At 52.1% G+C, this 25,609-nt stretch carries 25 protein-coding genes, 1 other RNA gene and 2 other annotated features; of the genes, 1 reads left to right on the top strand and 25 read right to left on the bottom strand.

Features of this window, described 5'->3' with window-relative positions:
- Nucleotide 1 precedes the first annotated feature (1 nt).
- From DSM465_RS0104045 to DSM465_RS0103955, 20 genes are all read right to left on the bottom strand, one after another.
- On the bottom strand, nt 2–1,273 hold the full coding sequence (locus DSM465_RS0104045; protein WP_011887870.1) for a peptidase U32 family protein: 1,272 nt from the start codon (nt 1,271–1,273) through the stop codon (nt 2–4).
- Between the two features lie 17 nt (nt 1,274–1,290).
- Nucleotides 1,291–2,220, bottom strand: a complete 930-nt coding sequence (locus DSM465_RS0104040; protein WP_011887871.1) for a peptidase U32 family protein — start codon at nt 2,218–2,220, stop codon at nt 1,291–1,293.
- The gene (locus DSM465_RS0104035; protein ID WP_011887872.1) at nt 2,217–2,870 is read right to left on the bottom strand and encodes an O-methyltransferase; all 654 of its coding nucleotides are present in this window, start codon (nt 2,868–2,870) and stop codon (nt 2,217–2,219) included. Before DSM465_RS0104035 ends, DSM465_RS0104040 begins: the two co-directional genes overlap by 4 nt.
- A gap of 204 nt (nt 2,871–3,074) precedes the next feature.
- The gene (mltG, locus tag DSM465_RS0104030; RefSeq protein WP_029760680.1) at nt 3,075–4,166 is read right to left on the bottom strand and encodes an endolytic transglycosylase MltG; all 1,092 of its coding nucleotides are present in this window, start codon (nt 4,164–4,166) and stop codon (nt 3,075–3,077) included.
- A gap of 328 nt (nt 4,167–4,494) precedes the next feature.
- A complete protein-coding gene (locus tag DSM465_RS0104025; RefSeq protein WP_008881012.1) occupies nt 4,495–4,791 on the bottom strand; it encodes a DUF1292 domain-containing protein in 297 nt (98 codons plus the stop codon).
- 17 nt (nt 4,792–4,808) lie between these two features.
- A complete protein-coding gene (ruvX, locus tag DSM465_RS0104020) occupies nt 4,809–5,225 on the bottom strand; it encodes a Holliday junction resolvase RuvX (RefSeq protein ID WP_008881013.1) in 417 nt (138 codons plus the stop codon).
- A gap of 3 nt (nt 5,226–5,228) precedes the next feature.
- The gene (locus tag DSM465_RS0104015; protein ID WP_008881014.1) at nt 5,229–5,495 is read right to left on the bottom strand and encodes an IreB family regulatory phosphoprotein; all 267 of its coding nucleotides are present in this window, start codon (nt 5,493–5,495) and stop codon (nt 5,229–5,231) included.
- A 69-nt stretch (nt 5,496–5,564) separates the two neighbouring features.
- Nucleotides 5,565–8,201, bottom strand: a complete 2,637-nt coding sequence (gene alaS / locus DSM465_RS0104010; protein ID WP_029760678.1) for an alanine--tRNA ligase — start codon at nt 8,199–8,201, stop codon at nt 5,565–5,567.
- 46 nt (nt 8,202–8,247) lie between these two features.
- Nucleotides 8,248–8,470, bottom strand: a binding site (T-box leader).
- 47 nt (nt 8,471–8,517) lie between these two features.
- The gene (locus tag DSM465_RS0104005; protein ID WP_008881016.1) at nt 8,518–9,579 is read right to left on the bottom strand and encodes an AI-2E family transporter; all 1,062 of its coding nucleotides are present in this window, start codon (nt 9,577–9,579) and stop codon (nt 8,518–8,520) included.
- 122 nt (nt 9,580–9,701) lie between these two features.
- Nucleotides 9,702–9,836 carry a YrzQ family protein gene (locus tag DSM465_RS18755; RefSeq protein ID WP_008881017.1) on the bottom strand — a complete coding sequence of 45 codons (135 nt, stop codon included), beginning with the start codon at nt 9,834–9,836 and terminating at the stop codon, nt 9,702–9,704.
- Between the two features lie 11 nt (nt 9,837–9,847).
- Entirely contained in the window at nt 9,848–10,039 is a 192-nt protein-coding gene (locus DSM465_RS0103995; RefSeq protein WP_008881018.1) for a hypothetical protein, read from the bottom strand.
- Between the two features lie 15 nt (nt 10,040–10,054).
- On the bottom strand, nt 10,055–10,528 hold the full coding sequence (locus tag DSM465_RS0103990) for a PRC-barrel domain-containing protein (protein WP_008881019.1): 474 nt from the start codon (nt 10,526–10,528) through the stop codon (nt 10,055–10,057).
- Nucleotides 10,529–10,553: 25 nt separating this feature from the next.
- On the bottom strand, nt 10,554–12,917 hold the full coding sequence (recD2, locus tag DSM465_RS0103985; RefSeq protein WP_029760677.1) for an SF1B family DNA helicase RecD2: 2,364 nt from the start codon (nt 12,915–12,917) through the stop codon (nt 10,554–10,556).
- A 17-nt stretch (nt 12,918–12,934) separates the two neighbouring features.
- Nucleotides 12,935–13,597: a tetratricopeptide repeat protein gene (locus tag DSM465_RS0103980; RefSeq protein ID WP_008881021.1), complete on the bottom strand. Its 663-nt coding sequence runs from the start codon at nt 13,595–13,597 to the stop codon at nt 12,935–12,937.
- Nucleotides 13,598–13,705: 108 nt separating this feature from the next.
- Nucleotides 13,706–14,821, bottom strand: coding sequence for a tRNA 2-thiouridine(34) synthase MnmA (mnmA, locus tag DSM465_RS0103975; protein ID WP_029760676.1), 1,116 nt, complete (start codon nt 14,819–14,821; stop codon nt 13,706–13,708).
- Between the two features lie 13 nt (nt 14,822–14,834).
- Nucleotides 14,835–15,977: a cysteine desulfurase family protein gene (locus tag DSM465_RS0103970; protein WP_011887880.1), complete on the bottom strand. Its 1,143-nt coding sequence runs from the start codon at nt 15,975–15,977 to the stop codon at nt 14,835–14,837.
- 22 nt (nt 15,978–15,999) lie between these two features.
- The gene (cymR, locus tag DSM465_RS0103965; protein ID WP_008881024.1) at nt 16,000–16,416 is read right to left on the bottom strand and encodes a cysteine metabolism transcriptional regulator CymR; all 417 of its coding nucleotides are present in this window, start codon (nt 16,414–16,416) and stop codon (nt 16,000–16,002) included.
- On the bottom strand, nt 16,416–16,610 hold the full coding sequence (locus DSM465_RS19780) for a hypothetical protein (RefSeq protein ID WP_230459202.1): 195 nt from the start codon (nt 16,608–16,610) through the stop codon (nt 16,416–16,418). Before DSM465_RS19780 ends, cymR begins: the two co-directional genes overlap by 1 nt.
- A 29-nt stretch (nt 16,611–16,639) precedes the next feature.
- Nucleotides 16,640–17,071 (bottom strand): YczE/YyaS/YitT family protein, encoded by a 432-nt coding sequence (locus DSM465_RS18140; protein ID WP_230459201.1) that lies wholly within the window; start codon nt 17,069–17,071, stop codon nt 16,640–16,642.
- A 64-nt stretch (nt 17,072–17,135) separates the two neighbouring features.
- Nucleotides 17,136–18,431, bottom strand: coding sequence for a replication-associated recombination protein A (locus DSM465_RS0103955; RefSeq protein WP_008881026.1), 1,296 nt, complete (start codon nt 18,429–18,431; stop codon nt 17,136–17,138).
- A 293-nt stretch (nt 18,432–18,724) separates the two neighbouring features.
- Here DSM465_RS0103955 and DSM465_RS0103945 point away from each other — a divergent pair, with 293 nt between their 5' ends.
- Nucleotides 18,725–19,375: an RsfA family transcriptional regulator gene (locus DSM465_RS0103945; protein ID WP_008881028.1), complete on the top strand. Its 651-nt coding sequence runs from the start codon at nt 18,725–18,727 to the stop codon at nt 19,373–19,375.
- Nucleotides 19,376–19,428: 53 nt separating this feature from the next.
- Here DSM465_RS0103945 and DSM465_RS0103940 read toward each other — a convergent pair whose 3' ends face one another.
- From DSM465_RS0103940 to ahpF, 5 genes are all read right to left on the bottom strand, one after another.
- Nucleotides 19,429–20,190, bottom strand: a complete 762-nt coding sequence (locus tag DSM465_RS0103940; protein WP_029760674.1) for a tRNA threonylcarbamoyladenosine dehydratase — start codon at nt 20,188–20,190, stop codon at nt 19,429–19,431.
- Nucleotides 20,191–20,341: 151 nt separating this feature from the next.
- A non-coding RNA gene (gene ssrS, locus DSM465_RS18750) (6S RNA) lies at nt 20,342–20,529 on the bottom strand.
- A gap of 78 nt (nt 20,530–20,607) precedes the next feature.
- Nucleotides 20,608–22,380 (bottom strand): aspartate--tRNA ligase, encoded by a 1,773-nt coding sequence (gene aspS, locus DSM465_RS0103935; RefSeq protein ID WP_029760673.1) that lies wholly within the window; start codon nt 22,378–22,380, stop codon nt 20,608–20,610.
- A 3-nt stretch (nt 22,381–22,383) separates the two neighbouring features.
- Nucleotides 22,384–23,664 (bottom strand): histidine--tRNA ligase, encoded by a 1,281-nt coding sequence (gene hisS / locus DSM465_RS0103930; protein WP_029760672.1) that lies wholly within the window; start codon nt 23,662–23,664, stop codon nt 22,384–22,386.
- 47 nt (nt 23,665–23,711) lie between these two features.
- Nucleotides 23,712–23,941, bottom strand: a binding site (T-box leader).
- 144 nt (nt 23,942–24,085) lie between these two features.
- Nucleotides 24,086–25,609 (bottom strand): alkyl hydroperoxide reductase subunit F, encoded by a 1,524-nt coding sequence (gene ahpF, locus DSM465_RS0103925; RefSeq protein ID WP_008881032.1) that lies wholly within the window; start codon nt 25,607–25,609, stop codon nt 24,086–24,088.

Below are 25,609 nucleotides of genomic sequence, written 5' to 3'. Positions count from 1 at the left end.
CTTAATTCTCCTTTCTCATCATGTTGTATGGGAAGAGAGGGCGCTTGACTGGAACCTTGACGATTTGCAGCGGATGGCGCGCTGCATCAAGCTCGTTGCCGTCTTCATCCCAAATTTTTTCAATGACTTGGGTAAAGTTTTCAATTTCCGGACCAAAAAATTCGACTTCGTCGCCCGGTTTAAAATGGTTGCGCTGTTGGATGGTGGCGATACCCGTCTCCCGGTCGTAATCAAGCACCAAGCCGGCAAACTCATGCGTCGTTTTTCGGCTGTGCGTGCCATACATATGGTTTGTATAGTCAGGAAAGCCTTCAAAAAACGAAGAAGCCGTTTCACGGTTGGCACATTTGTCGAGCTCACGCACCCACTCTTCACGAATCGTGAAATGGTCGGGGTCAGCACAGTAAGCGTCGATCACTTTCCGATATACGCTGACGACCGTCGCCACGTAATGGATCGATTTCATCCGTCCTTCAATTTTCAAGCTGTCGACGCCAAGTTCAATCATCGCCGGAATGGCGCGGATCAAGTTTAAATCTTTCGCGCTCATGGCAAACGGCGCGTCATTTTCAGAAAACAGAGGGATTTCGCGGCCATCATCAGACAGCTGGTACAAATCGTAATCCCAGCGGCATGACTGACAGCACCCGCCACGGTTCGAGTCACGAGCGGTCATATGGTTGCTCAATACACAACGGCCCGAGTAGGCGGAACACATCGCTCCATGGATGAATGCCTCGATTTCAATATCGACTTTCTCCTTAATTTGCCGAATTTCTTCAGCACTTACTTCGCGGGCAAGCACAACTCGCTCGAGCCCTTCCTCTTTCCAAAATTGGACCGCTTTCCAGTTGGCAAGCGACTGCTGTGTGCTCAAATGCACTTCGAGCTTCGGCGCCACTCGGCGCGCTGTTTCGATGATGAGTGGATCGGCGACGATAATGCCGTGAACGCCAGCATCTTCTAGTGCCCGCAAATAGTCGTCAAGGCCGGGAATGTTTTCGTTATGCGCGTAAATGTTGGCCGTTACGTACACTTTTGCCCCGTACTGATTGGCAAATTCCACTCCTTCGCGAATTTCCTCAATCGTAAAGTTGTCAGCGTTGGCCCGCAAACTGTATTCCTGACCGCCGATAAAGACGGCGTCCGCACCGTAATGAACGGCGATTTTCAGCTTTTCCAAGTTGCCGGCCGGCGCGAGCAACTCCGGCTTTTTTACGATGACGCGCTTGCCGTCAACGATCTCGGAAATGCGTTCATTTTTCAGCAACATGTCGTTTCCCTCCTTTTTCAATAAATCGTTTCTTTGAAGAAAAATCCGGTATCAATTCGGCGGTGCGGCGGCTGGAGCGCTTCAACGGCAGCGAGCAAATCGTCTTTCTCCTTCTCGTAGCGCTCACGGTCATCGGCGCATAAATCGATGGCATGGCGATACAGCTTCGTCACTTCGGTAATGTAGCCCGGTTCATGCAAAATACCGTCGATTTTAAAGCTGTCAATGCCAGCATTCACCATGTCGCCCAGTTCGTCAATAATGCAAAGATCGTTCGGGCTCATAATGTGTGTGCCGTTTTCGTCTTCAAAAATCGGGTATTTATGGTCGCGTTCTTTGTCGTACAGGAACATCCCTTTTTCATACTTTTTCCGTTCAATTTCCATCACTTTTCCTTGATATTCAAAATAGTTGCCGATCAGTGAACGCTTCGACTGATACATGCACGTCATGCCATGCACTTGCACTTCGATTTCCACTTCGGCATGGGCCTTGATTTCTAAAATGGCGTCCATGTTCAGCTCGCGCGCCAAGACGGCGCGTTTCGCTCCTTTTCGTCCCCAGTAGTTGCACGTATACCAGTTTGTCGCTGTCGTTTCCGTGCTCCAATGGAGCTTCATATGAGGGGCGGTTTCTCGTACTGTCAGTAAAACCGCTGGGTCGCCGAAGACGATGGCATCAGCGCCTACGTCGGCGACAAAGGCGACGTAATCAGCGAGTTCGTCCACTTTATCATTATGAAAAATGGCGTTCATCGCCACGTAAACATTCATGCCGTGCCGGCGGGCCGCTTCAACAGCCGCGGCGACATCGGTGCGGGAAAACTCGCCGGCGAGCCGCAAGCCATAGCGCTGTTCGCCGACAATGACAGCGTCCGCTCCCGCTTTCGCGAGTTCGTCAATATGGGAAACGCTCGTCGGTGTGACGAGCAATTCCGGTTTTTTCATTCTCGTTCACCTCGTTTTTTCGATATAGCGAGCCCGTCCCCGACCGGAATGATGATCGTGTCATAATCGCTCCGGGCCATCAGCCATTCGTTGTAGCGACGGATTTTTTTCGCAATGTTCCAAAGCCGCTTATTGTCCGCGGGCGTTTCGGCGGCGACGAGCCCTTTAAACAGCACGTTGTCGCTGATGATGAGGCCGCCTTCAGCAAGAAGCGGCTCATAGAGCGTAAAAAAGCGTTCATACTGCCCTTTGGCGGCGTCAATAAACATGGCATCAAACGGGGCGGCAGCGGCCACATCGGCCTCAACCGCGAGCGCATCACCAAAGACGGCTTCGATTTGATGTTCGGTATTCGTCTTCCCGATATAAAAACGGGCGCGGTCGTATCGCTCCCGGTCTTTTTCAATCGTCACAATGTGCGCCTCCGGCAACGCTTTCGCCATTCGGATCGCCGAATAGCCGATCGCTGTGCCAATTTCCAAAATACGGCGTGGTCTGACGGTTTTCAACACAAACAGCAGCACTTCCATGCTCACCGGATCCATAATCGGCACGCGGTGTTCATGCGCGTACTGTTCCATTTCCGCGATATCCGGATCCGGTGCCGGGCGCAGCTGCTGCAAATAGTGAACGACGTCTTTTGCGAGCAAGACGATTCCTCCCCGGCATCAACAAAGTGAAAAGCGCCTGCCTAGAGCCGATCGACAGCCCCAAGGTTTGCGCTTCATCATCATGAAAAATAAGAGCCGCAAGCGGACTCTTATCATTAGCCTGTTCAACTTTATCTATACTACCACAAAACAGCGAAAAAGCGAAGCCATTTAGCCCGATTGGCCAGCAACTTCCGTTTTACTCTATTGTTTCCCAATATGCTTCGCTTTTTCTCGGTTATGCTCATCCAATGTTTTGGTGAAAATGACGTCTCCAGCTGGTGTCGCCAAAAAGTATAAATAGTCGGTCGTCGCCGGCTCGAGCGCCGCTTCGATCGACATCGTGCCAGCATTGGCAATCGGCCCTGGCGTCAGCCCTTTATGAATGTACGTATTGTACGGTGAGTCGACTTTCAAGTCTTTGTAAAAGACACGCTCCTTATGTTTGCCAAGCGCGTATAAGACAGTGGGGTCAGTTTGCAGCGGCATGCCGATGCGCAGCCGGTTGTAAAATACGCTAGCAATTTTCTCGCGGTCGGCTTTTTCCGTTGCCTCTTCTTCAATTAATGACGCCATCGTCAACAGCTGATGCGGCGACATCTGCCTTTCCTTCATCGCATCCTTGTATGTGTCGAGCACGACCGCTGTTTTGGCGACCATTGCCTCAATGATTTCCGGAAGCGGCGGCTTTTTGTCCGCAAACACATAAGTGGCTGGGAACAAGTAACCTTCAAGCGGATAGCGAATGTTTTTATGAAAAATATCGTTCGTTAATAAATCAGGATATGTCTTCATCAGCTGTTCAATGTACGCACGGTCATTCATCTGCTTCATAATCTCTTCTTGCTTGTACCCTGTTTTTGCGGCGATGAGATCGGCGATTTGCACAAGCTGCGATCCTTCGGGGATCGTCAACTTCAATCCGATTTTCAACGACTTCCCGGTTTTTAACAGCTCAATGATGCGCGTCATCGGCAGCGCCCGCGTCAACTCATACTCACCGGCTTGAAAGCCGGACTCGTTTTTCCAGCGAACGTAGTAGCGGAAGACCGTCGCGCTTTTAATCAGTCGCTTTTGTTCAAGTTGTTCGGCAATATCCGCCACCGATGAACCGATTGGAATGGAGACATGCACCGGAGTGCGGTCATCTGGGTCGACTGGCTCGAACGCTGAACGGATATATAGAAAACTGCTGGTGCCAGCGATGACAAGCGCGACCAGCAGGGCGGCGCAAACAATCAAAACCATTTTCCTTACCAGCCGTGCCTTAGACATCTGAAAATCGCCCTGTTTCATCTTCAACCTCCTTTCATCGGTCATATTATACTACAAAATTCTCCATTTTTCGCGTTTTAGCGATTAAAAAGCGTGACATGGATGAGTTCTGATCCCCATCGACCGTTGAAACTCATCGCTCACCGTTCAAAAAATTCATCGAACAGAAATGCTCTGTGAGCAAAGTTTGCTCTCCACCTACGTATGAAAATGGTAACCCGAGGTACACTCATTTTCACAGAAAGATCCATGAGCCAAGTTTCCTCTCTCCCTAGGCATGAAAATGTCCGCTCAAGATGTGCGCATGTTCACAGAAAAAGCGGCCGCCCCTAGGCAACCGCTTTGTTCGTCACTCTTCACCTTCTTCTTGTTCAGCGCAAAATGTATTCCACACTTCTTCGATCATATCCCATTCTTCTTCCGTCTCAATCGGAAGCAGCTCGCCTTCCTCATTTTCGTCGCCGGGGATAAACGCTGAAACGTGCACTTCCGTCTCACCGTCTTCGTCTTCAGCCTCGGCGCTGACCGGATAGTAAAACACGTACGATTTACCGAAATCGTCTGATTCAAACGTAAACAAAATTTCGCACAGCTGCTCGTTGCCTTGTTCATCGACAACGGTAATATGACGGTCTCCATGTTCCATTGATATTCTCCTCCTACTCACCGTTTACTGTCCAAATACGATTGCAAAATGACGGCCGCTGCCATTTTGTCGATCACTTTCCGCCGCTTTTTCCGGCTCACATCGGCAGCGATCAGCATGCGCTCGGCAGCCATCGTCGACAGCCGCTCATCCCAAAGCACGACCGGCAAAGAAAACTCCTCACGCAGCTTGGCAGCAAACCGCTCGCTCGCCTCGGCGCGCGGCCCGAGCGTGCCGTTCATGTTTTTCGGCCATCCGACAACGATCGTATCGACACCATATTCGTCGATGATGGCGCGCAGCCGTTCGAAACCATAGTGGCCGCGCTCCTCATCGATGGCGATCGTCTCCAAGCCTTGCGCCGTCCAACCGAATTCGTCGCTGACGGCGACGCCGAGCGTTTTCGTTCCGAGATCTAGTCCTAACGTTCGCATCGGTTAACCCTTTCGTTGTCCCTGTAAATAGAATTTCACCAATTCTTCGATTAATTCGTCGCGCTCAATTTTGCGGATGAGCGTGCGCGCATCTTTATGGCGCGGGATGTAAGCCGGGTCACCGGACAACAAGTAGCCGACAATTTGGTTGATCGGATTGTAGCCTTTTTCTTGCAAGGCGTCGTACACCGTCAGCAACACCTCACGAACGTTCGTTTCGGCCGGCTCCTCCGGGAAATGAAACTGCATCGTTTGGTCAAACGAGCTCACCGTTTCCACCTCGCTCTTCATTTGGGCCATCCCGTTATCTTACATCCATTGTACACGATTCGCGCCCATTTAGGAAATGGATTTGACCCATGTTTCGACATAATCGAGCGCTTCGCCGACTTTGTTCGCGTCCTTCCCACCGGCCTGCGCCATATCAGGACGTCCGCCGCCTCCGCCGCCGCAACGTGAAGCCACTTCTTTGACGAGTTTGCCGGCGTGGTATCCTTTTTTCACTAAGTCATCAGTCACCGCAGCAATCAATTGGACTTTGCCACCTTGCACGGCCGCTAACACGATGACCGCCGTCCCTAGTTTTTGCTTCAAGTCATCAGCCATCGCCCGCAATTGGTTCATGTCGTTCGCCTGCACTTTTGCGGCTAATACCGGCACACCGCCCACCTCTTTCACTTGACGGGTGAGGTGTTCCGCCTCCATATGGGCGAGACGGGCAGCAAGCGACTCATTTTCGCGCTGCAGTTGGCGCAGTTCGGCAAACAGCCCATCAAGGCGGGCATTCAGCTCTCTCGGGCTCGTTTTCAGCTTTTGCGCCGCTTCTTGCAACAGAGCAAGCTGTTCGCTCATAAAGCGGTATGCCGCTTCCCCAGTCACCGCTTCAATCCGGCGCGTGCCGGCACCGATGCCGGACTCGGAGACGATTTTAAACAACCCAATGGCCGCTGTATTCGGCACATGGCAGCCGCCGCACAACTCTAAGCTGTAGTCGCCAACTTTAACAACGCGGACGATATCGCCGTATTTTTCACCAAACAGCGCCATCGCCCCCATCGCTTTTGCTTCCTCGAGCGGTTTGTAAAAAATGTCGACCGGAATACTCTTCCAAATTTGTTCATTGACGATCGCCTCAATGCGCTCGAGCTCATCAGGCTTCACTTGCCCGAAATGAGTAAAGTCAAAGCGAAGCCGATCCGGGGCAACGAGTGATCCGGCCTGGTTGACATGGCGGCCAAGAACGTCTTTTAACGCTTGATGAAGCAAGTGGGTCGCCGTATGGTTTTTCACGATTTGCGACCGCTTCACTTCATCGACGCGCGCCGTATAGCGATCGCCTTTTTTCACCGCACCGCGTTCGACGACAATCGAATGGAGGTGCTGACCGTTCGGTGCTTTTTGCACATCTTTGACGACCGCTGTTCCCGTTTCGCCTTCAAACACACCTTGGTCAGCGATTTGTCCGCCGCTTTCGGCGTAAAACGGCGTCACATCAACGATGATTTGTGCTTCCTCGCCAGTCCCGACTTCCTCCACGAGCTGTCCGTCTTTAATGATGGCAATGACCGTCGAAGAAACGACGAGCTCATCGTAGCCGACAAAACGGCTTTCGTCTTTAATGTCGCCGAGCACCCCGCCTTGCACTTGCATCGAATCGACATCTTGGCGAGCGGCACGGGCCCGTTCGCGCTGGCGCTCCATCTCGCGCTCAAAACCGGCGTGATCGACCGACATGCCCGCTTCAGCAGCATATTCTTCCGTCAGCTCGAGCGGGAAGCCGTACGTATCGTACAAGCGGAACGCCTCTTCTCCTGGAATGACGGTGCTTCCTTGTTTTTTCGCCTTTTCCATCACTTCTGCCAAAATGGCGAGCCCTTCATGAAGCGTTTCGTGGAACCGCTCTTCTTCCGTCCGAATGACGCGGGCGATGAAATCGGCTTTTTCTTTCACTTCCGGATAATAGTCTTGCATAATTTCACCGACAACCGGAACAAGCTCATACATAAATGGACGGTCAATGCCGATTTGTTTCGCATAGCGCACAGCGCGGCGAAGCAGGCGGCGCAATACATAGCCTCGTCCTTCGTTCGACGGCAGCGCCCCGTCGCCGACCGCAAACGTCACGGCACGAATATGGTCAGCGATGACCTTAAAAGCAACGTCTTTATTCGGATCTTTGCCGTATTGCTCACCCGCGATCTGCTCAGTCGCGCGGATGATCGGCATGAACAAATCAGTTTCAAAGTTCGTCGGTACATCTTGCAAAATCGAGCACATCCGCTCTAAGCCCATGCCGGTATCGATGTTTTTCTTCGGCAGCGGCGTGTACGTGCCGTCCGGGTTATGGTTGAACTGTGAAAAGACGAGATTCCATACTTCTAAGTAGCGGTCATTTTCCCCGCCTGGATACAGTTCTGGATCGTTTGGATCGTTGCCGAACGCTTCACCGCGGTCATAAAAAATTTCCGTGTTCGGACCGCTCGGGCCTTCACCGATATCCCAGAAGTTTCCTTCTAAACGAATAATCCGCTCTTCAGGAAGACCGATCTCGTTGCGCCAAATGTTATACGCCTCTTCGTCTTCCGGATGAACAGTGACTGACAACCGCTCTGGATCAAAACCAATCCACTTTTCACTTGTTAAAAACTCCCATGCCCAATGAATCGCTTCACGCTTGAAATAATCGCCGATCGAAAAGTTGCCGAGCATTTCAAAAAACGTATGGTGGCGAGCCGTTTTCCCGACATTTTCGATGTCGTTTGTGCGGATCGATTTTTGCGCATTGCAAATGCGCGGGTTGTCCGGGATGATACGGCCATCAAAATATTTTTTCAGCGTCGCGACACCGCTGTTGATCCATAATAACGACGGGTCATCGACAGGAATGAGCGAAGCGCTCGGCTCGACCGCATGGCCTTTTTCTTGGAAAAACTGCAAAAACATACGCCGCACTTCGGCAGATGTTAACTTTTTCATAACAATCCTCCCCTTTGGTCTTTTATATAAAAAAACTCTCATCCCCTTCAGGGACGAGAGTTGTGCTCGCGGTACCACCCTGTTTATGGGCAAAAAGCGCCCATCACCTCTTTGGCCGTAACGCAGCCTTGCGTCAGGTTTTGCCTGCGCTCCGGATTAGCCTTCTGTTGCCCTTCATCTGGAATTTCTTTCAGCCACGGAAATTCCTCTCTGTGCGCCAACGCGCGTTAAGATGGACTGCAACATACTCGATCCGTCATCGCGTTATGTATTCGCTTTTTTCATTGAAAAATTATAGACAAGCCGCGCCCATTTGTCAATGCGGAGCATAATGCTCTTTCCAATGCACGAGGGCTACTTTCAGCACCGCCGCAGTCGGAACGGCGAGAATGAGCCCAGGCACACCGGCAAGTTCGCCACCGGCAAACAACGCGAACATAATGACCAGCGGATGCATATGAACGCTTTTGCCGACGATCAGCGGCGACAAGACGTTGCCTTCTAAAAACTGCAAGGCAAAAATCAAGGCAAGCACGATAATGACCATTTTGAGCGAAATGGTCGCCGCCAAAATCGCTGCCGGAATAGCGCCGATCAGTGGGCCGAAATACGGGATGATGTTCGTCAATCCAATCACAAACCCGAGCAAGAGAGGATAGTCCATGCCGGCGAGCCAAAGGCCGAGCGATGCCGCCAAACCGATGGCCGCACAGACGAAGAGCTGACCGCGAATATAGCCGCCGAGCGACTCATCAACATCTTTTAAAAACGCTATCCCCGGTCCGCGCCACCGCTTCGGGGTCATATACCAAACCGCTTTTTTCAACACATCAATATCTTTTAGCATATAAAATACGATAAACGGGATAAGAAGAAACATCGCCGCAGAACCGATAAATGATTTGACCGCATTAATCGCCATCGTCACTGCTCGGGCAACTACCTGCTCAAGCTGCACAAACATCGCTTCAATGCGCGTATGCACTTCCATCGGCCACGTTGACGTTTCATCGTGGATGTGGCGCGCCCACTGCCGATATGTATTCATCAATGATGGCAACCGTTCATCCAGTTCACGCAGCTGGGCGATCAGCACCGGTATGCCGCGGTAAAGACCGTAGCCGACCGAACCGAAAAACAACAAATAAATGAGCAAAATGGCCAGCGCCCGTGGCACCCCCTTGCTGTGGATATACTCAACAAGCGGGTGCAACAAATATGTAATAAACGCCGCCAACAAAAACGGCGTCAGTACGGTAGTGACAAATTCGACGACCGGCCACCAAATCTCTTTCATCCGGACGATTAAATAGACGATCACAGTCACGAGCAGCCATTTCCCGATGCGAAAGAATGACAGCCATTGTTGCTCCCCCATCGCCACACCTCCTACCGTTTAGTGTAGGAGATGGAGGGAGAAATATGCCTTCACGGTTCCTTCCACTATTTAACAACCAAGAAAAGCCGCCGTCCCCCTTCAACCGGGAGACGACGGAGCCGTCAGCGGATTGCCTGCATCAAGCGGCGACGCATTTTCCGCATCGTGCGGCCGTTCATCAAATTGTTGCGCTGGGCAAGCTGATAAGCAGCGACTCCTACCCCGATTGCCAACAGTGAAGTCATCGTCCGGTTCATGCTCGTCCCTCCTAAAATTGGATCGTGCGTTCATGGTCGTCAAACAAATCATCGAGGGAGCTTAACGTTCCATCCTCTTCCACTTGATGGGCGTGAATCATTCCTTTAGAAACGGACAGCTCAATAAAACAGTCCCAGCAGTAATATTGGTTGACGCCGATCTTCCCTAAATTTTTCCGTTTGCAATTCGGGCAAATGAGCATCGACAGCCACTCTCCTTACCTCATTGTTTCGACGGTGACGACGCCTTCTTTGGCGGTGAACGGAGCTGCCTCCATTCGTTTTTTTCCTTCGGTCAAGTCGGAAAAAAATCCCTCACTAATCTCGTATCCGTCAATTTTGCCCAATTGCCCGTCAAAATATACATCATCCAGCAAGCCGATCGTTGTTCCGTCTGCGGCGACAACCATGCTGCCGGCGATGCCGCGTTCACCGTAAAGAGAGTGGCCACTGTCAAGAGAGGGGAACGGCTGGAAACTGCCAGCATCACGGATGATGACCCGGTCGTTTTGAAACGACTGCACAGCCGAAAGGGGCAAGTAGCGGCGGCGGTTAAATAGACCGCTCCGTTCCGCGATAAACCCTTTGACTGTGCCGTGGCTGGTAAACCAAATGTCAGCGATCGTCCCGACCGCTTTCCCTGTCGTTTGTTCATAAATGGGAAGCCCTTTGACGTCGGAAAACGTCCGCATCATTCTCCCACCTTTCCAGCCACTTTTAGCTTGACCCATCGTCCATAAAGTCATACGGCGTAACGTTTTCCATCCCGATGTTCGCATCCTCAAGCGGCAGTTCCCCTTCGACAAACAGCGCAGTCGAAGCCGCCAACTTTTCTGCAAGCGCCGTCTGGCGCGCTCCGTCGCCCCTCTGGGCAACACCAAACCGGAATGCTTCTTCCTCCCCGCATAAAATCAGAAATTGTTTGCTTCTTGTCACCGCCGTATACAACAAATTCCGCTTCAACATCCGGTAATAACTTTTGACAACAGGCAAAATGACAATCGGAAACTCGCTCCCTTGCGCCTTATGGACGGAGCAGCAATATGCATGGGTAATTTGCGCTAAATCTTGCCTTGTATACGTCACTTCAATGCCGTCAAATGAGACGACGAGCAAATCTTGCTTTTCTGTATTTTCTTTGGCATAAAAAATGGCCACGACTTCACCGATATCGCCGTTAAACACGTTGTCTTCCGGTTGATTGACGAGCTGGAGCACTTTATCGCCGACGCGATACACTACGTCGCCAACGGAAAGTTCTCGCTTCCCATCCGTTGGTGGATTAAACAGCTCCTGCAGCACTTTGTTTAGCTGATCGATACCGGCTGGGCCGCGGTACATCGGAGCGAGCACTTGAATGTCTTTGACGGAAAACCCTTTGTTACGCGCATTTTCGGCGATTTGACGCACGACACTAGCCACTTGTCCGGCGCGGCAGCGGATGAACGAACGATCCGCCTTCGGGGCAGTCAAGTCGGCCGGCACGTTCCCACGCTTCATCTCATGGGCGAGCTCGATAATCGATGACCCTTCCGCCTGGCGGTACACCTCGGTCAGCCGCACGGACGGGATAACACCCGACTCGAGCAAATCTTTCAACACTTGCCCTGGCCCGACGGATGGAAGCTGGTCTTCATCGCCAACGAAGATGACTTGCATCCCATTAGGCACCGCTTTTAACAGGTGATTAGCCAACCACGTATCGACCATCGACACCTCATCGACGACAAGCAGCTTACCGGCAATCGGCTCATGTTCATCGTGGCTGAACCCTTCCGCTCCATTCCAGCCGAGCAGCCGGTGAATCGTCGCCGCCGGCAGCCCGGTCGCCTCACTCATCCGCTTTGCAGCCCGTCCAGTCGGAGCAGCGAGCAGCACAGGAAACGGTTCACCGTTTTTGTAATCGTCGGGGGAAAGTGATATGCCATTTAGAACCGCAAACAGCTCAACAATTCCTTTAATGACCGTTGTTTTTCCTGTTCCTGGACCTCCCGTCAAAATAAAGAGCGGCGAAGACAGCGCCCGTTGAATCGCTTCTTTTTGCTGCGGAGCATATTGCATCCCGAGTCGTTCTTCAAGCGCCCCGAGCGCCAGCAAAAACTCCGACTCCGGAAATGAGGCCGATGGTGGCGTTTGCCCGAGCAACCGCCGAATGTTAGAAGCGATCCCTTTTTCGGCGAAGTAAAGCGAAGGAAGATAATAGCGGCCTTGTTCCGCGATCATCTTTCCTTCTTCGCTTAACATAAGGAGCGTCTGTTCGATGGCTTGTCCATCAACCGCTCCGTTCGACCTTCCGCCAAGCAGCTCCCCAATGCGGCTGACGAGCTCTTCTTTCTTCATGTAGACGTGCCCTTCTTGCAAGCATGCCTGCTCAAGGACAAACAGACAAGCGGCGCGCAGCCGGGCTGGATGACTGCCGGAAATGCCGAGCTGCCGCCCGAGCTCATCGGCGCGACCAAAACCGATCCCTTCAATATCTTCGACGAGCTTGTACGGGTTTTCATGAATGATGTCCATTGTCTCTTCGCCGTATACTTGGTAAATTTTCATTGCCAGCTGTGGACCAAAACCGAGCTGAGCGAGGGCGATCATCGTCTGTTCGAGCCCTTCGTGGGCGCAGAGCGTTTCGTACAATTGCTTCGCTTTTTGTTTCGTCAGCTTGGGCACGCGTTCGAGCGCTCCTGGATCACGCAAAATGGCGGCGATCGCGTTTTCACCAAGCGCATCGACAATCGCTGTCGCTGTTTTTTTGCCGATCCCCTTAAACAAGCCGCTCGACAAATAATCGATGACTCCTTCTTTCGTGTTCGGAAGCTGTTTGCGGAACTGCTCGGCCGCATACTGGCGGCCAAAGCGCGGATGTTGGCGGAATTGCCCGTAAAAGATGTACACGTCCCCTTCATTTAAACGTGGAAAATAGCCGGTGACGACCACTTCTTCCTCCGCAGCCGCTTCATTCGTTTCTTCGACGCGGATACGGACAACGGTATACAACGTCTCCTCGTTATGAAAAATGACGGCCAAACACACCCCTTTAATAAACGTGCGGCCGTCCAGCGCAAGCGATTGCTGCTCTTGCAACAGTCATCCCCTGCCTTTTACGGCGCAAGCCGCTTTTCCATCAGTTTCTTTCCGTACCCGGCGAGCACGTGATCCGGGTTGGCATCTAAAGCGGCGGCAAATAAATCACGGGCAGCGGCCAGATCATCTTTGTACGCATAAATGACGCCTAAATTGTAGTACGCATCCGCATGGCGCGGATTCCGTTCCAACGTTTTTTCGAAATACCGTTTCGCCTCATCGACATAATCGAGAGCAGCGAGACAAAGACCAAGTTGAAAGAGCGCTTCGGCATCTTCTTCATTCAGTTCAGCGGCCCGCTGCAAATACGGCAGCGCCAAGCGCGGCATCTCAAGCCGACATAATGACATTCCAAGCATAAAATGCGTATCCGCATCATTCAGCCCGAGCGCCAGCGCCCGTTCAAACATATCTTTCGCCTGAGCAAACTGCTCGCGCCTGTAGTGGACCGTACCGATGCCATAATAGGCTGCCGCTGCTCGCTCATCAAGCATAAGCGCCTGTCGGAAGCATTCGAGCGCCTTCTCTTCCTCGCCGGCAGCGGCAAGAACGGTACCGATGTTAATATAACCAGCCGGGTCATCCGGATGTTCATTCACTGCTTCAGAAAAGCAGCGAAGTGCTTCTTCGTACTCTCCTGCGCGCATATGCGCTAACCCCTGTTCATTGAGATTGGCCACGCTCATCCCTCCTGCTTCTAGTTTAGCACATATGTTCGTTCTTTTCGAGCAATTGCAAAAAACACCTCAACCCGACTCCGGGTTGAGGTTTTTCTTCCGCTCGTGCAATCAGCCAACATACCAAAGCTTTTCACCGTTGCGGAACACTTCGTCAATCGTGCCGCCACCGAGACATTCATCTCCGTTGTAAAAGACAACAGCCTGCCCCGGCGTCACCGCCCGCGCCGGTGCATCAAAGACGACTTCCGCCTTGCCGTCCGCAAGCGGATGAACCATGACACCGATATCCGGCTGGCGGTAGCGGAATTTCGCCGTGCAGCGGAACGGTGCTTCCGGTTTACGATCGGACACCCAATTGACGTCCACCGCTTTTAACGAAGTGGAATACAAATATTCGTTTTCAAACCCTTGGGCGACGTAAAGCACGTTTTCGCGCACATCTTTGCCAACGACAAACCACGGTTCGCCGCTGCCGCCGATGCCAAGTCCGTGACGCTGGCCGATCGTGTAATACATCACTCCATCATGCCGCCCTTTCACCTCGCCATCGAGTGTTTTCATCACCCCTGGCTGAGCCGGCAAGTAGTGGCTTAAAAACTCTTTGAAATCGCGCTCACCGATAAAGCAAATGCCGGTGCTGTCTTTTTTCCCGGCGGTGGCAAGCCCCACTTCTTTTGCGATCCGACGGACATCGGCTTTCTGCAAATGACCGATCGGGAACATCACTTTCGACAGCTGAGCTTGGCCAAGTTGGTTCAAAAAGTACGTTTGGTCTTTGTTCGGATCGGCCCCGCGCAACATTTTGTATTCGCCGTCGCGAAACTCGACGCGGGCATAGTGGCCGGTCGCGACATAATCGGCGCCGATCGACATAGCATGCTCCAAAAACGCCTTGAACTTAATTTCTTTATTGCACATCACGTCCGGATTCGGCGTCCGTCCAGCTTTATATTCATTCAAAAAATACGTAAACACTTTGTCCCAATATTGCTTTTCAAAGTTGACTGCATAGTATGGGATGCCGATTTGGTTGCAGACGCGCACGACATCTTCGTAGTCTTCCGTCGCTGTGCAGACGCCGTTTTCGTCGGTGTCATCCCAGTTTTTCATAAAAATGCCGATCACATCATATCCTTGCTCTTTTAACAATAGCGCAGCGACAGATGAGTCAACTCCGCCAGACATGCCAACAACAACGCGCGTTTCATGCGGTGCTTTGTTCATGCTGCTTCACCCCTCACTGGTTCGTGAGCCGTTTGACGATCTTTACCGTTTCTTCCGCGGCTCGTTCAATTTGCTCATTCGTGTTGCCCAGTCCGAAGCTGAAACGAACGGACGAGCGGATGCGCTCGGACTGTTTTCCGCACATGGCAACAAGCACGTGAGATGGGTCGATCGAACCGGCCGTACATGCCGAGCCACTTGAAGCGGCGATGCCGGCTAAATCCAAATTCACAAGCAGCGATTCAACGTTCGTTCCCGGAAAAGCAACGTTTAAAATATGCGGCAGACCGTCTTGACTGCCGTTAACTACATAGTCAATGCCCGATGAGCGAAAAATATCAAGCATTGCCTCGCGCCAAGCCGTGTATTGTTTGTGCTTTTCCTCCCTCGTCCGCTCGGCGATTTCCGCTGCCCGCGCCAAACCGATGATACCGGGGACGTTTTCCGTGCCAGCGCGCCGTTTCCGCTCTTGTTCACCGCCAAAAAGCAGCGGAGTAATGCGGACCGTCTCCCGAACATACAATGCCCCGCTTCCTTTCGGGCCATTAATTTTATGGCTTGAGAGTGACAACAAATCGACCCCATATTCATTCACATCGATGGAGAGCAACCCATACGCTTGGACGGCGTCGGTGTGAAAATAGGCCGGGTGATCACGAAGCAACGCGCCGATTTCACGGATCGGCTGGATCGTACCAACTTCATTGTTGGCAAACATGACCGACACTAAAATCGTCTCATCGCGCAGCGCAGCTTTTACATCATCGACCGACACAAGCCCTTGTTCATCAACCGGCAAATACGTCACGTCAAACCCTTGTTTTTCCAAATATTCACAAGCACGCAACACAGCGTGATGCTCGATAGCAGTCGTAATAATATGATTGCCGCGCCCCCGGTTGGCCATCGCCGTCCCGATGAGCGCAAAGTTATCCGCTTCCGTACCGCCACTTGTAAACACAATTTCTGTCTCTTTCGCCCCGAGGCTGCGAGCGATGGTTGCCCTTGCTTCGTCAATCGCACGGCGGCTTTGTCGACCAAAATAATGGATGCTTGACGGGTTGCCGAACTGTTCAGTCATCCAATGGACCATACCGGCTGCCACATCTGGATGCACGGGAGCCGTGGCGGCATGGTCCAAATAAATCCGTTCCAACGCTCATTCTCCTTTCTATCGCTTAAATATAAAACATATATGCTCCTTCATCTCCGTCGTTATACTTCGCCAAATCTTCCAATGTCGTGCTATCAAGCACTTCCTCGACCGCATCACGGATGCGGATCCACAACTCGCGCTTTGCCGGCTCCTCCTCTTCAAGTTCCTCGACCGGAGTAATCGGTCCTTCAAGCACGCGAAGAATATCGCCGGCCGTAATTTTGGCCGGATGCTCGGCAAGCACGTAACCGCCATACGCCCCACGAATGCTTTTGACGAGCCCAGCGTTGCGCAGCGGCGTGACAAGTTGTTCCAAATAATGTTCGGATAAATTGTTCGCCCTGGCGATCGAACGAAGCGAAATCGGACGATCCCCATATTTTTTGGCTAATTCGATCATAATCGTCAACCCGTACCGGCCCTTCGTCGAGATTTTCATCATATCCCCCCTAACGACTTAACCCTTCCACGTGAGCGCTTGTCACTCCAAGCAGACGGCTGGTTATTTTTCCAGTATTGCGGCAACACCAAGCCGGCACTCAAGCCGATCATCACGCAAAAAAGAAGCGTGCCAAACAACACCGGCCCACCAAGCAGCCAACCGATAAGCAATACGAGCGCTTCCATTCCCATGTACGCTCCCTTCCACCTAGTCAGCACGGTCAAGTGAGCATGGAACTGTCGCGTGGATCAGCACCAACGCCAGCAGAAATATATAACCTCATGCCATAGCTAATCACTATGATGCCCGACATTACCATTGCATATTGCTCAAGCGGCCATTCAGGTGTTTTGAGATATGGAATTATCATCCATCCATCGATCAAAATTCCAACCGTCACTATATTCAAAAAAGCGCCAAGACGCGATGGTCGCTTTACGAGCAATGAGGAAGCCGCAAGCACTATCAGCCCGACAATGATCGACCACGCGCCGATCGTCAAGCCAAATTGTCGTTGCCACCCAATATGAAGCATATCCCACGGTACGCAGCCGATATCGGCTGTAATTGTCAACACGATGCCAAATGACATGGCGAGCAAACCGAAAAAGGCAATGTCCCAACGCAGCCATGGGATATCGTTATGAGCCATTATGGATGCGCCTCCTCTGTTGAGCCAATCGCCTGTGTTATTATATCATAAATGCTTCTTCCATTCACGGCTCAACATTGTCCTCTTGTTTCAACTGCTGAAGCCGTCGGTACACTTTGGCATAATATTTCTCCTCGCCATGCTCTTTCGGTTCATAATAGCGAGTTCCTTCAATAGAAACGGGTAAATAGGCTTGAGCTACCCAGCCGTTTGGATAATCGTGCGGATATAAATAGCCTTGGCCATGCCCAAGTATGGACGCTCCTTTATAATGAGCATCTTTTAAATGATCTGGAATCTCGCCGAGCTTGCCGGCCCGCACGTCAGCCAATGCCGCATCAAGCGCCTTGTAGGCGCTGTTTGATTTCGGGCTCAAACAAAGTTCAATCGTCACAACAGCGAGCGGAATGCGCGCCTCCGGCAGCCCGATCCGCTCCGCTGCCTCCACGGCTGCCTGCACTTTCACCCCCATCATCGGGTTGGCGAGCCCGATATCTTCGTAGGCAATGACGAGCAACCGCCGGCAGACGGCGGCCAAATCCCCTCCTTCAAGCAGGCGCGCCAAATAATGAAGCGCAGCATCGGCATCGCTGCCGCGCACACTTTTTTGAAACGCGGAAAGCAGCGAATAGTATGTATCGCCGTATTTGTCATGAGTAAACCCTCGATTGGCGGTACACGACGCTATGATGTTCTCATCAATATACAAACACCCGTCGCGTTCATCAGCAGCGGCGACCGCCGCCTCAAGAAGAGAGAGTGCTGCGCGTGCATCCCCGCCGGCCGCCTCGGCAATGCGCCATAACAGTTCCTCAGCGATGATCACCGGCGTCTCTCCGACCCCGCGTTCCGAGTCAGCAAGCGCTCGTTTCAAAATCACGAGTATATCAGCCGGCTTAAGCCGCTTTAATTGCTGAATTTGCCCACAGCGGCTGCGGATCGCTGGATTGACCTCATGAAACGGATTTTCCGTCGTCGCCCCGATCAACGTCACGAGCCCTGATTCAAGATGTGGAAGCAGCACATCTTGCTGCGCCTTATTCAAGCGGTGAATCTCGTCGATAAACAAAAGGACATTGCCTGACCAACGAGCCGCTTCGGCCGCCTCTTCGATCTCCTTCTTTCCGGCTGACGTCGCATTGATGGCGATCAGCTCCCGCTCGGCAGTGCGGGCGATGGCGTAAGCGAGCGACGTCTTCCCTGTCCCCGGCTCCCCGTAAAGCAATAGCGAGGGCACATACCCTTTCTTAATCATTTTATAAAGCGGCGTCTCTGGTCCGATGATATGTTCCTGCCCAACGATGTCATCAATCGTCCGCGGCCGCATCCGTACTGCCAACGGTTCCGTCGTTTTTCGCATGCTGACCCCTCCTTCGTTTCATTGTACAGCGGCCGCTTCGTCAAATACAACCTTACTGCCCATGTCATAAAACGCCCGCTCCTTTTGGTGTTATGTAGTAGACTGGTTGATTGAGACTGTGCAGCTTCGTTATGTTGAAGCAGCTCGCGCCTTACATCTTTGTTCAAGCACCGTTGGAGCAACGCTGGATAAGCAGGAGGGAAAATGGCAAAAATGAAGGGAGCGAAGTTTAAATTAGAAAAACAACGGAAAAACTATTATCATATCAACATTATCTTTGCGGGGTGGACAGCATGAAAACAAGACAAGATGCATGGTCACACGAAGAAGACGTACTGCTCGCTGAGACGGTACTGCAATACATACGCGAAGGAAAGACCCAACTCGCCGCTTTTGAAGAGGTCGGAAGACAGTTGCACCGGACAGCGGCAGCATGCGGCTTCCGCTGGAACGCCGAAGTGCGGAAACGGTATCTCGACGCCATTGAACAGGCAAAAAAGCAACGAAAAGAGCGAAAACGAGCGTTAGAGATGGTGAAAAAATGGCAAAAAGAAGCGAACGCTATCACATTGAGCGTTCCCGATAAGAACACGTCTGCCGAAGGGTCATCCCCGTTTCTCCCGGCTGCTCCGCTGACGCTCGACCAATGCATTTCCTTTTTGCAAACGTTACGGCGCGATGCGGAACAGTTGGAGACCGTCCGCCAGGAAAATGAGCGGCTGAAACGCGAACGAGCCGAATGGCAAGCGCGCAACGAGCAGCTGGCACAAAAGCTATCGCGCCTCGAGGCACGACAGATGACCGTTCAAGAAGATTACGAGGCGCTCATCAAAATTATGACTCGCGCCCGCCAGCTTGCTTCTGAAGAAGGTGAACGCTTTTCTCTCGCACATCTACTTCTTGCGGAAACGGGCGAACAAAACGAACCAATGGCTCATTCATAATAAAACAAGAGGTGATGGAGTTCATCACCTCTTGTTTATGACCAATTACGTTTTCATTCGCCAACACGAGCAATCGGGATGTCTTTCAACAGTTCGTTAATTACATACGACGCCATAATGAGCCCGGCAACTGACGGGACGAAGGCGTTCGATGATGGCGGCATTTTCGCTTTGCGAATCGGCGAGGCATTATTACCGACGACTTGGCGGACGTCTTCGCGAATTTTCACCGGTTTCTCGTCGGAAAAGACGACCGGAATGCCGCGGCGGATGCCTTCTTTACGAAGTTTCGCACGAATCACTTTGGCGATTGGATCGGTGTGCGTTTTCGAAATATCAGCAATGCGAAAACGCGTCGGATCCATTTTGTTCGCCGCTCCCATGCTTGAGATGATCGGGATGCCGCGCTCAAGGCATTGCTTCATTAAATGCACTTTATACATAATCGTATCGGACGCATCGATGACAAAATCCAAGTTATAAGCAAAAAACTGCTCGTACGTCTCTTCCGTATAAAACATTTGCAAAGCGATCACTTCGCACGCCGGGTTAATGTCAGCAATGCGCTCTTTCATCAATTCAACTTTCGGACGGCCGATGGTCGACAATAAAGCATGAATTTGCCGATTAATGTTCGTAATATCGACGTTGTCTCGGTCAACAAGTACAAGCCGGCCAACACCGGAACGGGCGAGCGCCTCGACAGCGAACGACCCGACGCCGCCGACGCCAAGCACAGCGACGGTGGCATTTTTTAATTTCTCAAGCCCTTCAGGACCAATCGCCAGTTCATTGCGAGAAAATTGATGCAGCATCGTTCTCCTCTCCATTTATTCAGAAATTAATCGTTATGCCGCTTTCTATCCTACATGAAGTCAGCCGATGTGGCAACGGCATTTTGTTGCCAAAACAAAATCCCCTATGCGCTTCGCATAGGGGGAATGGTTCTTTCATTCTCCTATGTATACCAGTCCCAATCGTGCCGTCGATGCCTTCGTTTTGAACCCGCTCCCACATAGGTGGGTGCCCTGTTCCAAGGTTTGCGCTTCCCCCTGCAACGAAGAGGCATGCACGCCGCTTGGAAACCCCGGGCTCCCGGATCATCGACTGTTCGGTCAAAACGATGGGTGACCCGACGAACACATCAGGACGGTTGATTGGTTGTTCTCATTTTATCATATTTTTCAGCGTTTGTGAACCATCTGCTGCTGATGTTTCTCTTTCAGACGCCGTTATTGCTGGTCGGGAAGCACCACAGCCAAATGCAACTCTTTCAGTTGTTTTTCACTGACCGGTCCCGGCGCTTCAGTAAGCAGGCAGCTGGCGCTCGCAGTTTTCGGGAAGGCGATCGTATCGCGCAAGTTTGTGCGCCCAGCTAAGAGCATCACAAGTCGATCGAGGCCGAGGGCGATACCGCCATGCGGCGGAGTGCCATATTCAAACGCCTCAAGCAGGAAGCCAAACTGGCGGCGCGCCTCTTCCTGGTCAAATCCTAGAGCGCGGAACATTTTTTCTTGTACATCGCGCTCAAAAATACGGAGCGAACCGCCGCCAAGCTCATAGCCGTTTAACACTAAATCATACGCCTGCGCCCGAACAGCGCCTGGGTTTGTCTCAAGCAGCGGGATATCGTCACGCACCGGCATCGTAAACGGATGGTGGGCGGCGTAATAGCGGCCTTCTTCTTCGTCGTACTCTAAAAGCGGCCAATCTGTTACCCATAAAAAAGCGAGCTTCGTTTCATCGATCAAGCCAAGCTCTTTGCCGAGCTTTAACCGCAACGCACCAAGAGCCGCCGCGACAATCGCCTTCTCGTCAGCAACAAACAACAGCAAATCCCCATCTTCGGCAGCAAGCAGCTGGCGCAGCGCTGTTTGCTCATCATCGACGAAAAACTTGGCGATCGGCCCTTTCAGCTCCCCGCCTTCAACTTTTAACCAAGCGAGCCCTTTCGCTCCGTAGCGGCCGGCAAACTCCGCTAACGCGTCAATGTCTTTACGCGAATAACGGCTCGCCGCTCCTTTTACGTTGATTGCCTTCACTTGACCACCTTGCTCAACGGCGCGGGCGAACACTTGAAACGCGGAGCCGCGGACCGCTTCCGACACATCGACAAGCTCAAGGCCAAAACGTACGTCCGGCTTATCGGAACCGTAACGGCTCATCGCTTCGTCATACGTGATGCGTGGAAATGGGCGCGGAATGTCAATCCCTTTAGTTGCTTTGACGACCGCCGCCATCATCCGTTCGGTTAAATCGATGATGTCTTCTTGGTCGACAAACGACATTTCAATGTCAATTTGCGTAAACTCTGGCTGGCGGTCAGCGCGCAAATCTTCATCGCGGAAGCAACGAGTGATTTGGTAATAGCGTTCAAAACCGCCGACCATCAAAAGCTGCTTAAAAATTTGCGGCGACTGCGGCAAGGCGTAAAATTCCCCCGGATGAACGCGGCTTGGCACTAAATAATCGCGCGCCCCTTCCGGTGTGCTTTTCGTCAACATTGGCGTCTCCACTTCTAAAAAGCGTTCGCCGTCTAAAAAGTTGCGCACCGCCTTCGCCACTTTATGACGAAGCTCAAGTGTTTGAAACATGGTCGGGCGGCGCAAATCCAAGTACCGGTATTTCAAACGCACATCTTCCGCCGCATCTGTGTCATCAGCAATCGCAAACGGCGGCGTTTTCGCTTCATTGATAATGTCGATGCGCTCCGCATGAACTTCGATGCGGCCGGTCGCAATGTTCGGATTGACCGTCTCCGGTGTGCGGGCGACGACCGTCCCTTCAACACTTAGCACATATTCGCTCCGTACGCGCTCCGCTGTCGCCAGCGCCTCGACCGAGACGTCTGGGCTGGCGACAACTTGGACAATGCCTGTCCGGTCACGTAAATCGATGAAAATCAACCCACCCAAGTCACGGCGCTTTTGCACCCAGCCTTTGAGCACAACACGCTCGCCGACGGCCGTTTCCGGCACTTCACCACAATAATACGTTCGTTCCACTTTTTACTCCTCCCGTTTTGTTCGTTCTATTAAAAAGGACGCCAACTCTCCAAGCGGCACATCAGTTTGCTCGCCGCTCGCCATGTGTTTCACAGCTGCTGTCTGTTTTTCCAGCTCCTCGTCGCCGATGATGGCAACGAATGATGCGCCAAGACGGTCAGCTGCCTTCAGCTGTGCCTTCATTTTTCGACCTAAATAGTCTTGCTCCACACGCAGGCCGGCACGGCGCAATTCGTAAACGAGGCGGACAGTTTCATCTTTTGCCCGCTCACCGACAGCGACAACATAGCAATCGATTCCTCGATGGATCGGCAGTTCAATCCCTTCCGCTTCAAGCGCCGCCAGCAGCCGTTCAATGCTTAACGCAAAGCCGATGCCAGGCGTTTCCGGGCCGCCAATTTCTTGCACAAGCCCGTTATAGCGTCCGCCGCCGCAAAGAGTCGCCGCTGCGCCGAATCCTTCAGCCTCGCTCATAATTTCAAACGTCGTATGGTTGTAATAATCGAGGCCGCGCACGAGCCGCGAGTCAATGACAAACGGGATGTCAAGCATCGTTAAATATTGCTTCACCTTCTCAAAATACGCGCGCGATTCGTCATTCAAATAGTCTAAAATCGACGGTGCTGACGCCATCAGTTCATGATCGCGGTCCTTTTTACAATCGAGAATGCGGAGCGGATTCGTCTCAAGCCGCGCCTGACAGTCCGGGCACAGTTCATGAATGCGGTCAGAAAAATGGCGGACAAGCGCTTCGCGATGCGCCCGGCGGCTGTCTACATCGCCTAAACTGTTGATTACGAGCCGGATGTGTTTTAAACCAAGCGCCTTATAAATATGCATCGCTAACGCCATCACCTCGGCGTCAATCGCCGGATCACTGCTGCCAATTGCCTCAACACCAAACTGGACGAATTGGCGGAACCGTCCGGCTTCCGGCCGCTCATAACGGAACATTGGTCCCGCATAATACAACTTGACCGGCTGATTCGGGCTGCCGTACAGCTTATGCTCGACGAACGCCCGCACGACCGGTGCGGTTCCTTCCGGACGGAGCGTCAACGCACGGCCCCCTTTGTCTTCAAACGTGTACATCTCTTTTTGGACGATATCGGTCGTATCACCAACGCCACGTAAAAACAGCTCCGTATGTTCAAAAATCGGCGTCCGTATTTCTTCATAGCCGTACCGTCTACACAGGTCGCGGGCCACTTGTTCGACATATTGCCATTTTTCCGTTTCACCCGGTAATAAATCTTGTGTCCCTCTTGGAATTTGAAAAGCCATACTCTTCCTCCTTTGCCCAAAATAAAAACGCCCTTATCCCCATCATCGATAGGGACGAGAGCGTCATTCCCGCGGTGCCACCCTAATTGAAGCATACAGCTTCCTCTTGTCGCCGCTAACGCGTGGCGCGCGTTCCCCCTTACTGGCGCAAAGCGCGTTCAAAGGGAAACCTATGGAGTGTCTTTCGTTAAGCCATCATGGAGAAACGCTCGCAGCCTCAGGCGTTTCCTCTCTGGCCATGTGGGCCTTAACTACTTTTCTCCGTCATCGGTTATCACGTATAGAAAATGTAATTTTATATTACGGAGAAAGCCGAACGTTGTCAAGTTGTCTTTGCTGTGAAACAGCTCTTTGCCTGCGTCTGATTGATATCATGCATGAATGGGCATTTGTAAAAAGAGAGCCGTTTTCGGCTCTCTTTTTAGTGGCGAATTAAGTAATCAAACGCACTCAATGCGGCAGTAGCGCCTGAACCCATGGAAATAATGATTTGCTTATAAGCGCTGTCCGTGCAATCGCCCGCGGCAAAGACGCCTTCAACATTTGTCGCGCCGCGTTTATCGACGATGATTTCGCCGATGCGATTCCGTTCAACCGTTCCTTCCAGCCACTCTGTATTCGGCACAAGTCCGATTTGAACGAATACACCTTGCAACTCGATATGGTGCTCTTCCCCTGTTTCGCGATCGATATACGTAAGGCCATTCACTTTGTCTGTACCGGTAATTTCTTTCGTTTGCGCATTTTTAATGACCGTCACGTTCGGCAAGCTATACAATCGCTCCTGCAAAACAGCATCCGCTTTTAATTCAGGAGCGAACTCGAGCACAGTCACATGTTTAGCGATGCCAGCGAGGTCAATCGCCGCTTCTACGCCGGAGTTACCGCCGCCAATGACCGCCACGTGCTTGCCTTCAAACAGCGGGCCGTCGCAATGCGGGCAGTAGGCAACCCCTTTGTTTTTGAACTCTTCCTCACCCGGCACACCGAGATTGCGCCAACGTGCGCCAGTGGAAATAACCACCGTTTTGCTTTTCAGGACAGCACCGTTTTCCAGCTCGACTTCAATAAGATCTTTCTTCTCGAGCCGTTTGGCACGCTGGATCATGATGTCGACATCATACTGTTTGACATGCTCCTCAATGCTGGCTGCCAGCTTCGGCCCTTCGGTATATTTGACGCTGATGAAGTTCTCAATACCGAGCGTATCTAAAATTTGTCCGCCGAAGCGCTCAGCGACAATACCGGTGCGGATGCCTTTGCGCGCCGCATAAATGGCAGCTGTCGCACCCGCTGGTCCGCCGCCGATGACAAGCACATCAAACGGGTCTTTATCGGCAAATGAAGCAGCGTCCGGCTCGCTTCCTAATTTTGCGAGAATGTCTTCAAGCGACATGCGGCCGCTAGCGAACATCTCGCCGTTTAAAAAGACGGTCGGCACCGCCATAATGCCTTTTTGTTCAACTTCTTCCTTAAACGCCGCACCATCAATCATCGTATGCGAAATGTCAGGGTTGAGCACGCTCATGATGTTGAGCGCTTGAACGACATCCGGGCAGTTATGGCACGTTAAGCTCACGTACGTTTCAAAATGATGTTTGCCCCGAATTTGTTGAATGCGGCGCACCACATCCTCGCTGACTTTTGGCGGCCGCCCGCTCACTTGAAGCAGGGCAAGCACCAAAGACGTAAACTCATGGCCTAACGGAACGCCAGCAAAGGTGACGCCGGTGTTTTCGCCGACCCGGCTGACGCTGAAGCTTGGCGTTCGTTCAAGCGTTGCTTTTTCCACTTTGATTTTCGGCGACATCGCCGTTAATTCATCGATTAAAGCAAGCATATCGCGGGAAACGTTGTCGTCTCCCGCGCTTACTGTCAAGACAATGTCATTTTCAAGCAATTGCAAGTACTGGGCGAGTTGTGCCTTGATGTCAGCATCAAGCAT

The sequence above is a fragment of the Geobacillus thermodenitrificans subsp. thermodenitrificans DSM 465 genome, from assembly GCF_000496575.1.
Classification (GTDB): domain Bacteria; phylum Bacillota; class Bacilli; order Bacillales; family Anoxybacillaceae; genus Geobacillus; species Geobacillus thermodenitrificans.
The sequence above is the reverse complement of the archived record's forward strand: the minus strand, read 5'-3'. Positions and strand labels throughout refer to the sequence as shown.